This is a genomic window from Streptomyces sp. NPDC046716 (assembly GCF_040645755.1).
GTDB lineage: Bacteria > Actinomycetota > Actinomycetes > Streptomycetales > Streptomycetaceae > Streptomyces.
Genome location: NZ_JBEYYU010000018.1, coordinates 74,226 through 86,403, shown reverse-complemented (window position 1 = coordinate 86,403; position 12,178 = coordinate 74,226). Strand labels below are relative to the sequence as shown.

The 12,178-nt window shown below is 73.3% G+C and carries 11 protein-coding genes; 6 read left to right on the top strand and 5 right to left on the bottom strand.

Translation table 11 applies throughout. The annotated features are described in order from the left end of the window. The first annotated feature begins 48 nt into the window (after positions 1–48). Positions 49–1,044: a patatin-like phospholipase family protein gene (locus ABZ930_RS16255; protein ID WP_361547808.1), complete on the top strand. Its 996-nt coding sequence runs from the start codon at positions 49–51 to the stop codon at positions 1,042–1,044. A gap of 187 nt (positions 1,045–1,231) precedes the next feature. On the opposite strand, the gene ABZ930_RS16250 is transcribed toward ABZ930_RS16255, so the two are convergent. Beyond that, entirely contained in the window at positions 1,232–2,215 is a 984-nt protein-coding gene (locus tag ABZ930_RS16250) for a zinc-binding alcohol dehydrogenase family protein (RefSeq protein ID WP_361547805.1), read from the bottom strand. 100 nt (positions 2,216–2,315) lie between these two features. On the opposite strand from ABZ930_RS16250, the gene ABZ930_RS16245 reads away from it, so the two are divergent. Beyond that, positions 2,316–2,978 (top strand): GntR family transcriptional regulator, encoded by a 663-nt coding sequence (locus tag ABZ930_RS16245; RefSeq protein WP_361547802.1) that lies wholly within the window; start codon positions 2,316–2,318, stop codon positions 2,976–2,978. Here the strand turns inward: ABZ930_RS16245 and ABZ930_RS16240 are convergent. Both ABZ930_RS16240 and ABZ930_RS16235 read right to left on the bottom strand, forming a co-directional pair. Then, the gene (locus tag ABZ930_RS16240; RefSeq protein WP_361547800.1) at positions 2,963–4,237 is read right to left on the bottom strand and encodes an MFS transporter; all 1,275 of its coding nucleotides are present in this window, start codon (positions 4,235–4,237) and stop codon (positions 2,963–2,965) included. The genes ABZ930_RS16245 and ABZ930_RS16240 overlap by 16 nt on opposite strands. Before the next feature lie 81 nt (positions 4,238–4,318). Next, on the bottom strand, positions 4,319–5,254 hold the full coding sequence (locus ABZ930_RS16235) for a carbamate kinase (RefSeq protein WP_361547797.1): 936 nt from the start codon (positions 5,252–5,254) through the stop codon (positions 4,319–4,321). Positions 5,255–5,398: 144 nt separating this feature from the next. Between ABZ930_RS16235 and ABZ930_RS16230 the strand changes: the two genes are divergently transcribed. Genes ABZ930_RS16230 through ABZ930_RS16215 form a run of 4 tightly spaced genes read left to right on the top strand, consistent with a single transcriptional unit; the run spans position 5,399 to position 10,743 of the window. Next, positions 5,399–6,331 (top strand): DUF2877 domain-containing protein, encoded by a 933-nt coding sequence (locus ABZ930_RS16230; RefSeq protein WP_361547794.1) that lies wholly within the window; start codon positions 5,399–5,401, stop codon positions 6,329–6,331. Then, positions 6,328–7,878 carry an acyl-CoA synthetase FdrA gene (fdrA, locus tag ABZ930_RS16225; protein ID WP_361547791.1) on the top strand — a complete coding sequence of 517 codons (1,551 nt, stop codon included), beginning with the start codon at positions 6,328–6,330 and terminating at the stop codon, positions 7,876–7,878. The genes ABZ930_RS16230 and fdrA overlap by 4 nt, the downstream gene beginning before the upstream one ends. Before the next feature lie 2 nt (positions 7,879–7,880). Beyond that, a complete protein-coding gene (locus ABZ930_RS16220) occupies positions 7,881–9,362 on the top strand; it encodes a DUF1116 domain-containing protein (RefSeq protein WP_361547788.1) in 1,482 nt (493 codons plus the stop codon). Positions 9,363–9,417: 55 nt separating this feature from the next. Further along, on the top strand, positions 9,418–10,743 hold the full coding sequence (locus ABZ930_RS16215; protein ID WP_361547785.1) for a cytosine permease: 1,326 nt from the start codon (positions 9,418–9,420) through the stop codon (positions 10,741–10,743). Here the strand turns inward: ABZ930_RS16215 and ABZ930_RS16210 are convergent. Continuing rightward, the gene (locus ABZ930_RS16210) at positions 10,737–10,931 is read right to left on the bottom strand and encodes a DUF6479 family protein (RefSeq protein ID WP_361547782.1); all 195 of its coding nucleotides are present in this window, start codon (positions 10,929–10,931) and stop codon (positions 10,737–10,739) included. The genes ABZ930_RS16215 and ABZ930_RS16210 overlap by 7 nt on opposite strands. A gap of 64 nt (positions 10,932–10,995) precedes the next feature. Next, positions 10,996–12,021 (bottom strand): AAA family ATPase, encoded by a 1,026-nt coding sequence (locus ABZ930_RS16205; protein WP_361547780.1) that lies wholly within the window; start codon positions 12,019–12,021, stop codon positions 10,996–10,998. Between the last annotated feature and the right edge of the window lie 157 nt (positions 12,022–12,178).

The following is a 12,178-nucleotide window of genomic DNA, read 5'->3' as shown; positions in this document are numbered from 1 at the left end:
GGACCACCGTGCCGCAGACTGTCCGCAGCGACGACGAGCGAGGACGGTATGCGACGAGAGAGTCTCATCGCGGGGGAGCGGGAGCGCCACGCGGTGCTGCGGGTGCTCGGCGAGCGTGCCGCCGAGGGCAGCCGCCCGGGTGCGCGCCGCGACCGCGCACGGGTCGCCCTGGTGATCGAGGGCGGCGGCATGCGCGGCACGATCTCCGCGGGCATGGCCCTGGCCCTGCACGAGGCCGGCGTCGCCGACGCGTTCGACGCCGTGTACGGAGCGTCCGCGGGCGCCATCACCGGCGCCTGGCTGCTCAGCGGCACGCCGGAACAGCTCACCGGCTGGGCCGAGCCCGCCTACGCGAAGGCCATGATTCGCCCGGCGAACCTCTGGCGCGGCCGGCCCGTCGTCGACGTGCGCAACCTCGTGGAGCACCTGTACCGCGAGGTCGCGCGGATGGACTTCGACGCGATCCTCGCGCACCCCGTCGAGTACCACCCGCTCGCCACGGACACCGAGACCGGCGCCTCCACCGACCTGCGCCCCTGGCTCACCGGCCCCGCCGAACTCCGGCTCGCCCTGCGCGCCAGCGCCGCCCTGCCCTTCCTAGCGGGCCCGCCCGTCGCACTCGGCGGACGGCTCTTCTACGACGCCGGGCTCGCCGAATCCGTCCCCTACCGGACGGCGCTGGCCCAGGGCGCGACCCACGTCCTCGTGCTGCGCTCCCGCACCGCGCCGCCGCCCGGGGCGAACGTCCCGGGCGCCGTGGAGCGGCCCTCGTACGGATCCCGGCTGGTCGCCGCGACCGCGCTGCGCGCCCACCCCAAAGCCCTGCACGACGTGTACTTCGCCCGGGAGCGGCGGCTCCTGGAGGACGACGCCCTGCTCGCGCGCTACGACCTCGCCGAGCAGGAGGGCGCGGCCGTCCTCTCGGTACGGCCCGGGCCCGACGCCCCGCGTGTGGGCCGGCTGACCCGGGACGGCGCCACCCTGCGCGCGGCCCTCGACGCGGGCCGGTCGGCGATGCTGCACCTGCTCGCCCCGCAGGGCTAGTCGGGGACGGTCGGTCGAGAACGCCTCGCCCCGCAGCGGCAGTCGGTCGCACCCGGCCGTGAACTCCGCGTCCGGCGGCGGTAGTCGGGGGCGGTCCGCCGAGACGCCGACGCGCAGGGCGAGCGGGGGTTCGGCGGGGCCGGTGAGTCCGGGGCGACTCCTCGCCCGTAGCGGGTGCGGGTGGCGGTCAGCCGAGGTCGAGCAGCACCTTGCCGACCGCCGCCCCCGTGCGCAGGCGCTCCACCGCGACCGCCAACTGCTCGATGCCGTACCGCTCGTAGGGCAGCGTCAGCGCGCCCGAGGCGAGGTCCGGCAGCAGCCGCAGCACCTCCGGGGCGACCTCGGCGCCACGGCTGATCATGTTGACGGGCAGCAGTGCCACATCGGCGAGGAAGAAGTCCGCGAGATCCAGGACGAGTTCACGGCCCGCGGTGTAGCCGACGAGCGCCGCCCGGCCGCGCGGCGCGACCAGCGAGAGCGCGGAGCGCAGCACCGGGCCGCCCACGGTGTCGATGAGGACGTCCACGGGACCGCCGGCCCGCTCCTCGGACAGCTCGGCGGCGAGCACCGCCTTCGCCGGTGCGGGCACATGGGCCAGCTTCGCCGGGCGGCCCACCACACCGACCACCTCTGCACCGGCCCGCGCGGCGAGCTGCACCGCGACCCCGCCCACCGCGCCGGACGCGCCCGTGACCAGCACCCGCTCGCCGGGCCGCACCCCCGCGATGGGGTGCACGGCGGCCCAGGCGGTACCGACCGGGGAGAAGTACGCGCAGGCCAGGGCCGGATCGGTGCCCTCGGGCATGACCTCGACGGCGGCGTCGGGCACCAGCACGTGCTCCGCCCAGACGCCGTCGCGGCTCAGCCCGATCCCCTCGCCGCGTACCCGCACCAGCGCCCCCTCGGGGTGCGTGCCGGAGACGAGGACGGTGCCGCTGCCCTGGGTGCCGGGCACCGCGGGCAGCGGCGGCAGGATGCCGAACGCGCCGTCGAGGACGTTGAGGTCGAGATGGGCGACGGTCGCCGCCGCCATCCGCACCAGCGTATGACCGGGGAGCGGGGCCGGAACGGGCCGCTCCACGAGCCGCGGCAACCTGCCGAACTCCTCCAGGACCAGGGCGCGCTCCACGGGCGCCGAGGATGCGGATGCCGTCGGTGCCGTGCCGCTCACGTGTAGATGCCCTTCGCTCGTCCGCCGCGTCGCCCTCCCACTGTAACCAGCCGCCCGTGGCCTCGGCCGGGGCCGTGACCTGCGATGGGACAATGACGGCATGACTGGCGCTGAGGAGTTCACCCCCGAGTCGGAACGTGTCATGCGCACTCTGCGCGATCAGATCATCGAGGGGACACGGGCGCCGGGCAGCAAGCTGGTCGAGCGGGAGATCGCCCAGGAGCTGGGGGTGAGCCGGCTCCCGGTGCGGGACGCCCTGCGGGACCTGGCGGGCGAGGGCCTGGTGACGCCGCGCCCGCGGACCTGGGCCGTGGTGCGCGAGTTCACCCCCTCGGACATCGCCGACCTCGGCGAGGTGCGCTCCGCACTGGAGACGCTGGGCTTCCGGCTCGCCGCGCAGCGCCGTACCCGGGCCGGGCTGGCCCGGCTGCGCGCCGATCTCGACGCCGAACTGGACGCGGCGGCACAGGGCGACGGCCCCCGGGCGCGGAACGCGGCGGCCGACTTCCACGAGACGGTCACCGACCTCGCCGACAACGCGCTGCTGAGCGAGCTGAACGGGACGCTGCGCAGCCGGATGCGCTGGCTGCTGGGCCAGCACGACGACTTGGGCGCCGTCGCCGACGAGCACGAGGAGCTGTACCGGGCGATCGAGGCGCGGGACGTGCGGCGCGTCGAGGAACTGACGGAGCGCCACCTGGCCACCAGCGAGGTGGAGGCCGAGGCGCATCAGCGCGGCGGGCCGGTTCAGACGCCGCGGTAGCGCCACAGCGCCGGCATCCGGAGCGCGAGAAGCGCCAGGAACGCGACGAGGATCAGGGCGCTGACGAACGTGGTCGTGGCCACCCCCGTGTACTCGGCCGCGGCGCCGAGGACGAGCGAGGACACCGGCATGACGCCGATGGCCAGTTCCTGCACGCCCAACGCCCGCCCCTGCACGGCCGGTTCGGTCGTCATCAGCAGCAGGGTCGTCTGCAGGACCCCGAACGCGGCGCTGAGCAGGCCGATCCCCGCCATCAGCGCGAACGACACCGCGACCTGGTGCGACAGCGAGAACAGGGCCCACAGGGCCGCCCAGCCCGCCGTGCCGAACACGAACAGGCCACCCTTGAAGGGGAAGTCGCCGAGCGCGGCGATGACCGTCGAGCCGACGAGCCCGCCGACGCCGCTGCAGGTGAGCAGCCACCCCAGACCGTCGGCGTCGAGCCCCAGCGACTCTTGCGCGAACACCGGCATGAACGCCTGGTACACAGGCCACAGCAGCACGTTCGCGGCGAGAGTGACACCCAGGACGCCCGTGGCCAGCCGGTTGCGCAGGATGTGCCGCACACCGCCGACGAGCATGACCCTCAACGACTCCTCGGCGTGCGGGAGTTCGGCGTCGCGTGCCACCCGGGCCCGGCGCAGCGGCCGCAGTGCGAGCAGTGAGAGCCCGTACCAGGCGGCGGAGATCCACAGGGCGGCCGCGGCACCGAAGGCGCTGATCAGCGCGCCGCCCAGGGCCGGACCCAGCACCTGGGTCATGTTCATCGCCATGGCGTTGAGGGCGTTGGCGTTGCTCAGATGGCGGCGCCCGACCAGGGAGAGGACGAGCGCCGAGCGTGCGGGCTGCGAGGGGGACTGCGCGAGACCGATGGCGAGGCCGCCCAGCACCAGGGCCCAGTACGGTACGTGCCCGGACGATTCGAGAGCCGACAGGACGACGGCGGCGCCCAGCGCCCAGCCGCACGCGAGCGTGAGCAAACGTACGCGATCGTGACGATCGGAGAGCACACCGGCCAGCGGTCCGAGCAGCATCGGGGCGAGCCGCACCGCGGTGAAGACCGCGAGCAGGAACTCCGAACCGGTGGTGTCGAAGACGATCCAGCCCAGCACCATCGTCTGGGTCCAGGCCCCGCCGAAGAAGAACACGTTGGAGATCCACAGGGCGCGGAAATCCCGGCTCGCACGCAGCGCCGCGAGCGGGCCCGCCCGGCCGGGCGGGGTGGCCGACGGGGGTGCATCCAGCGAATTCCTGCGCACCGCGACGGTGCTCCTCTCCTGTCGGTGTCCGGCCCGTACGGGTGGCGGGATCAGTAGGTGGTATACCGAATGGCGTCCGGGTCAGGCGCCGACGAAGACGACGTCTCCGGGCACGTCGGCCCGGATCTCCGTGCCGACCTCGCGGGCGAGCAGGTCGTCGAGGCGGTCGAGCGGGCCGATCAGGGCGCGTCCGCCGGCCTCGGCCACCCGTACCGCGGCCTCGACCTTCGGCTGCATCGACCCCTCGGCGAACTGCATGGAGGCCAGGCCCGCGGGGGAGGCGGTGAGGATGTCGCGCTGCTGCGGCGTGCCCCAGTTCTCGCTGACGAAGTCGCCGTCGGTCAGCATGATCAGCATGTCCGCCCGCAGGTCGGCGGCGAGCGCGGCGCTGGCCGCGTCCTTGTCCACCACGGCCTGCATGCCGATCTGGCGGCCGCGCGAGTCGGTGCGCACCGGCACCCCGCCGCCGCCCACGCAGACCACCAGCGTGCCGTGGTCGAGCAGCGTGCTGACCAGCGGAGCCTGCATGATGCGCAGCGGGTGGGGGGACGGCACGACGCGGCGGAAGGCGCCGCCGTCCTTGGCGATCGTCCAGCGGTACTCGGCCGCGGCCTCGGCGGCGTCCTGTGCCGAGTAGGTCGGGCCGATCAGCTTGGTCGGACGCTCGAAGGCCGGGTCGGCCTCGTCGACCTCGGTCGTGGTGACGAGGGCCGCCACCTCGCGCTCGCCGGCCAGGGCGTTGGACAGCTCCTGCTGGATGACGTAGCCGATCATGCCCTGGGTCTCGGCGCCGAGGATGTCCAGCGGATACGCCGCCACGTCCTGGTAGGCGAGGTTCTGCAGGGCGAGCAGGCCGACCTGCGGGCCGTTGCCGTGCGTGATGACGACCTCGTGCTCGCGGGCCAGACCGGCCAGCGCCTGGCAGGCGCCGCGGACGTTGGCGCGCAGACGGTCGGCCGTCATCGGCTCCCCGCGCCGGGCCAGAGCGTTGCCTCCGAGAGCGACGACGATGCGCATGGTGATGTCCCTTGCTGAGAAGTGCGGGTACAGGTGTTCGCCTACGAGACGCCGAATGGTATACCAAGGTGGGTGTTCCGCAGAGGGCACCGTCGGAAGGGCTCGCACACCGGCGAGGGCGACAGGCTGAAGGAGGGCGTGACGATGAGCCGTGAGGAATCCGCCGCGACACCTACGGTGTCCGCGCTCTCGGCGGACGCCGCACTCCTGGACCGTCTGCGCACGGCGACCGGACAGGGGCGCGTCCACTCGGTCTTCGCCCGCGTCGTCAACCTGCTCACCCCGGACGGCACGCTCGTCACGCTCGCCGCCCGCGACGGCGGCGACGCCCCGCGGACCCTCGTCGTCGACCTGGCCGACTGGACCGGCACCGCCCTGACCGCCGGGCAGCCCGTGACATTCGCGTCCGGAAATCTGACGCTCGGCACCGGGCCCCGCCCCCTGCACGTGACCAGCACCGGCGCACGGCCCTGGCGCGCGACGCCCCCGTCCCTCACCCACCTCGCCCCCGGCGCCCTCGCCCGCATCGCGGACCGACTCGACCGGCTCAACGAGGAGTGGGGGCCCCGGGGCGGCATGCTCGGCCCCGCGCCCGGCGCCGGTCCGCTGGAACAGGCCGTCGCCCGCGCCCTCGACGCCGGACGCACGACACTGCTCACCGCGCTGCGCGACGGCGGGGACGACGCGGAGATCCGGCGGGGCGTCCTCGCCCTGCTCGGGCTCGGCCCCGGGCTCACCCCGGCGGGCGACGACTTCCTCACCGGCCTCACGTTCGTCGCGGCCCTGCCCGGAGCCGTGCCCACCGGACTCGTCCCCGCCGTGCGCTCCGTCCTCGCCGAACACCGCGGACGCACCACCGACGTCTCCCACGCCACCCTGACCGAGGCCGCCGACGGCCGGGTCAGGGCCGAACTCATCGACGTACTGCGGCAGTCGGCCGACGACGGCCCGCGGCCGCGCGCACCGCACGATCCTGTCCGCAGGCTGCTGGCCATCGGCCACACCTCGGGCAGCGACACCCTGTCCGGCCTGGTGGCCGGACTCCACCTGGAAGAAGAACTGCGAGGTTCGCTGTGAGTACCACCACAGCCGTCGTACGGAAGAACACGTACTACGACTCCGTGTCCCTGATGTCCGTCTCGACCAAGGCCAACGCCCTGGAGGGGGTGGAGCAGGCATTCACCGCCATGGGCACCGAGATGAACAAGGGGGTCCTCGACAACCTGGGCCTGCTCACCGACGAGCTGCGGGAGGCCGCCAGCGGCGACCTCATGATCGTCCTCGTCGCCGCCGAGGACGCCGACACGGACGCCCTGCTGACGCAGGTCGAGGAGCTGCTCCAGCGCAAGGCGCCCGCGTCCGCCGGTGCCGGAGCGGTCACCTACCGCACCCTCACCGGCGCAGCCGAGGCGATCGACGGAGCCAACCTCGCGGTCATCGCCGTCAACGGCGCGTACGCGGCCCGCGAAGCCCGCAAGGCCCTCGCCGGCGGCCTGCACGTGATGCTGTTCAGCGACAACGTCTCCGTCGCCGACGAGGTGGCCCTCAAGCAACTCGCCCACGAGAAGGGCCTGTTCATGATGGGCCCGGACTGCGGCACCGCCATCATCAACAACGTCGCCCTGTGCTTCGGCAACAAGGTGCGCCCCGGCTCCGTCGGTATCGTCGCCGCCTCCGGCACCGGATCGCAGGAGGTCTCCGTCCGCGTCCACGCGCTCGGCGGCGGCGTCTCGCAGCTGATCGGCACCGGCGGCCGCGACCTCAGCGAGGAGGTCGGCGGGCTGATGATGACCGACGGGATCCGCGCCCTCGCCGCCGACCCGGCGACCGACGTCATCGTGCTGGTGTCGAAGCCGCCCGCGCCGTCCGTCGAGAAGAAGGTGCTGGCCGAGGCCGCCGCCGCGGGCAAGCCCGTCGTCGTCTACTTCATCGGCGGCTCCGAGGAGGCGGTCACCGCCGCGGGCGCCCACTTCGCCGCCACCAGCCTGGACGCGGCCCGCCAGGCCGTGACCCACGCGGGCGTCGAACCGGCCGTCGCCGCCGAGGAGTTCGACGCCGAGGCAGCGGCCACCGCCGTCGTCGCCCGGCTCGCGGACGGCCAGCGCCACGTGCGCGGCCTGTTCTGCGGCGGCACCCTGTGCGACGAGACGATGTACGCCGTCAAGGACGCGGGCGTCGACGTCCACAGCAACATCCAGAAGGACCCGGCCTTCCGCCTCCCCGCCGACGCGCCCAGCACCGGGCACACCTTCCTCGACTTCGGCGACGACGACTTCACCAACGGCCGCCCGCACCCGATGATCGACCCCGCCCTGCGCCTGGAACGGCTCGTCGAAGAGGCGAAGGACCCGTCCGTCGCCGCGCTCGTCCTGGACTTCGTCCTCGGCTTCGGCTCCCACGAGGACCCGGTCGGCACCACCCTGCCCGCCATCCGGGAGGCGCAGCGCATCGCGGAGGAGGCGGGCCGCCACCTGCCGGTGATCGCCTACGTCCTCGGCACCGACCTGGACACCCCGTCGGTCGCCGCCCAGAGCGCCGCCCTCGAGGCCGCCGGCGTCATCGTCACCCGCAGCTCCACCGAGACGGGCCAGTTCGCCCGCGAGATCGCCCGGAAGGCCAAGTAGCCATGAGCACCCCCGAAGTGACCCCTGCCGAAGCGACCGCCCCCGGGACGGCCACCGGCGCCGCCGCCCTGTTCGGCGCCGACCTGAACGTCGTCAACGTCGGCCTCGCCATGTTCGACACCGACATCGCGGCCCAGGGCGCGCGGGTCACCACCCTCGACTGGACCCCGCCCGGCGGCGGCAGCGTCGAGGCGGCCCGCGCCCTCGACACGCTCGACGAGCCGGCTCTCGTCGCCCGCATCGAGGAGGCCAACGCCGAGGCCGTCGAGCGGATCACCGCCGCCCGCCCGATGCTCGTCGGCTACGGCCGCGCCCTCGACGTCGTCCCCGGCATGACCCCGACGACGATCCTGCACGCGGGCCCGCCCATCACCTGGGACCGCATGAACGGCCCGATGAAGGGCGCGGTCACCGGCGCGCTCGTCTTCGAGGGCCTGGCGAAGGACCTGGCCGAGGCCGCCGAGGTCGCCGCCTCCGGCCGGATCACCTTCAAGCCCTGCCACGAGATGAACGCGGTCGGCTCGATGGCCGGCGTCACCTCCGCGTCGATGTACATGCACATCGTCCGGAACGAGACCCACGGCAACACCGCGTACACCAACCTCTCCGAGCAGATGGCGAAGATTCTGCGGATGGGCGCCAACGACGACTCGGTCGTCGAGCGGCTGATCTGGATGCGGGACGTCTTCGGCCCGATGCTGAAGGAGGCCGTCGAGTTCACCGGCCCCATCGACCTGCGGCTGCTGCTGTCCCAGGCGATCCACATGGGCGACGAGTGCCACAACCGCAACGGCGCGGGCACCCTCCTGCTCTTCCAGGCCCTCGCGCCCGGACTCCTCCAGTCGTCGTTCACGACTGCGCAGAAGAAGGAGGTCTTCGACTTCGTCGCGTCCTCCGACTACTTCTCCGGGCCGACCTGGATGGCCGTGGCGAAGGCCGCCCTCGACGCCGCGAACGGCATCGAGCACTCCACCGTCGTCACCACGATGGCCCGCAACGGCGTCGACTTCGGCATCCGCGTCGCGGGCCTGCCGGGCCAGTGGTTCACCGGTCCCGCGCAGCGCGTGGTCGGCCCCATGTTCGCCGGGTACAAGCCGGAGGACTCCGGCCTCGACATCGGCGACAGCGCCATCACGGAGACCTACGGCTTCGGCGGCTTCGCCATGTCGGCGGCGCCCGCCATCGTCGCCCTCGTCGGCGGCACCGTGGCCGAGGCGATGCAGTACACGCGCGACATGGGCGAGATCACCACGGCGCGGAACCCCAACGTCACCATCCCCGCCCTCGACTTCCAGGGCCTGCCCACCGGCATCGACGTCCGCAAGGTCATCGACACCGGCATCCTGCCGATCATCAACACCGCCATCGCCCACAAGGAAGCGGGCATCGGCATGATCGGCGCGGGCATCACGCACCCGCCGGCCGAGGCCTTCACCAAGGCGGTCTCCGCCCTCGCCGAAGCGTTCGCCGGCTCTTCCTTCTGACGGTCCCGCTGGTCCCGACGCGCGCGAGCGCCCGCCCCGGAAGCCCACACACACGATGAACACACAGCACTCCGCCACGGACCCGGCCAGACAGCCGGACACCGCGGTCCTAGACGCCGAGTACGAGCACAGCCCGGTCCCGGCCGACCGGCGCAAAGGCTTGTGGACGGTCTCGGCCGTCTGGTTCGGATTCCCGATGATCCTGACCAACGCCGTCCCCGGCGGCGTGGTCGTCGCCATGCTGGGCTTCTGGCGCGGGATGGCCGCCATCGCGGTGGCCAACCTGGTCATGCTCGTCTACGTGGGGATCCTCAGCCACCGTGCGGGCTCCACCGGCGAGAGCTTCTCGCTCCAGGCCACGCGCACGTTCGGCCGGGCCGGATACATCGTGGCCGCCGCGTTCCTCGCGACCATCGTGGTCGGCTGGTTCGCGTTCAACACGGGGGCCACCGGCGCCACCCTGCACCAGGCGTTCGGCTGGCACGAGCAACTGGTCGCCGTCCTGGCCGGGCTCGGGTTCATAGCCCTGACCTACCTCGGCATCAAGGCGCTGTCCTGGCTCGGCGCGGTCGCCGCCCCGCTCTTCATCGTCGCGGGCGTGACCGCCCTGGTGGTCGTGGCCAAGGACCACGACCTGGGGGCCGTCTTCTCGTACGAGGGCGTGGGCGGAGCCTCCACCCTCACCTTCGGCGCCGCCGTCTCGACGATCATGGCGACGTTCGCCGACTCCGGCACCATGACCGCCGACTTCACCCGCTGGTCGAAGAACGGCCGGCAGGCCGTCCTCGCGACCGTCAGCGCGTTCCCGGTCGCCAGTGTCGTCGCGCAGGTCACCGGCGGTCTGGTCGTCGCGGCGGGCGCGATCGCCGCGCCGGCCGTCACCGGCGGCGACTTCCTGCCGATCCTGACCGGCGAGCACTCGGGCGTGCTCAACGTGCTGGCCGCGGTGTTCGTCTTCGTCAACCTCGGCTCGGTGTGCAGCCACTGCCTCTACAACGGGGCGCTCGGCTGGTCCCATCTGACCGGCCGCACGATGCGGCTGATGACGGTCGTCCTCGGCCTGGTCGGCACGGTGGCCGCGCTCGCGGGCGTCTGGGACCACTTCCTCGACTGGCTCGTGATCCTCAGCGTCTTCGTCCCGCCGCTGGGCGGGGTCCTGATCGCCGACCAGTTCTTCGCCCGCGGCGGCCGCGGCGCGATGGACCACCGCGCCACGGTGGCCGTGCGGCCCACCGCGTTCGGGGCCTGGGCGATCGGCGCGGGCGCCGCGGCCGTCGCCCACTGGTCGGCGCCGCAGCTCTCCGACGCCGTCACCGGCCTCGTCGTCGCCGTTCTCGCCTACGCCGTGCTCGAACGGTGTGTGCCCGCGTCGGATCAGTGATCGTCCCGCTTCTGTTCGTCCGGGTCCTGCCACGAGTCCTGCCGCGGCTGCGGCGACTGCGGCGGGTTCGGACGCCGGGCCAGGCGGCGCCTGCTCGTCCACAACAGGACGAGCAGGCCGATCACGATCAGTACGCCGACGATGGTGAAGATCCAGGAGGCGCTGCCCGAGGCAGCCAAGGTGCGCATACCACCCTGTACCTCACGACACAGCGATCAATCACTTCAGGTGCACAGGCCACCCGGTTGGGGCTCAGGACCGGCCCCGGCCGCGCCAGGCCCGGTACCGCGCCTGCTGCCGCGCGCTCTCCCCGAGCGCGACGAGCAGCCGCATCCCGTACGTGCGTACGGTCACCGGCAGCCAGAACGAACCCGCGCGGCCGTGCAGCAGGGACCCCTCGGCGAGGCGGTCGAGTTCCCCCGCGACGTCCGGCAGCAGCCGGTCGCCGCAGACCTCGTGGGCGTCCTCGGCGGTGAAGGCGCCGATGAAGACGGAGAGCCGGGCCCACAGCAACCGCTCCGCGGGGCTGCACAGTTCATGGCTGCGGCCCAGCACGGTGCTCAGCGAGTGGTGGTGCGCGGGGCGCCGGTCCGGATCGCAGTCCGGGGGCGCGAGATCGTCCCCGATGTCCAGCGCGTGCTCCAACTCGCCCAGGCTCAGTGAGCCCAGCTTGGCCGCGGCGAGTTCCAGGGCGAGCGGCAGCAGATCGAGGCGCCGGCACAGACTGCGCGCGAGCACGTCGTGGAGCGGGGTGCCGATCAGGCCCGGCGTCACCGCCCGCGCCCGATGCAGGAACAGCTCCATGGCCGCCTCCTCGCTCAGCGGCCCCACGACGAGCAGCCGCTCCGCCGCCGTCCGCAGCGGCACCCGGCTGGTCACCAGGATCCGGACCCCGGGGCACTGCCACAGCAGTTCGGGGACGAGGATCCGGCAGACGTCGGCCAAGTGCTCGGCGTTGTCGAGGACCAGCAGCACCTCCCGGCCGGCGAGGTGGGCCAGCACACCGTCGCGCGCGGGACGTCCGCCGGAGACGTCGAGCCCGACGGCGGCGGCGATCGCGTGCGGCAACAGGGCCGCCTTGCGCAGCGGCGCCAGATCGATCACGTGCGCGCCGTCCCGCGCGGCCGGACGTGCGGCGATCGACCGGGCGAGCCGGGACTTGCCCACGCCGGGCAGTCCGCTGAGGGTGAGATGCCGGCCGTCGGCGAGCAGCGCACCGGCCTCCGCCAGGAGCGTGTCACGCCCCACGAACCCCGGGTCCGAGGTGCTGGCGTTCATGATCGGCTCCCGCCTGTCGTGCGCCGCCGTGGGGGACGTCCTGCCGTGTGCGGGAACGGCGTCGGTCGGGGAGAGGATGCGCGGAGTCCGCAGGATGACCCGTCAGGGGTACGGAAAACAGGGCCGAACGGTACCCGATCGCGGGCCGCCCGTGCGG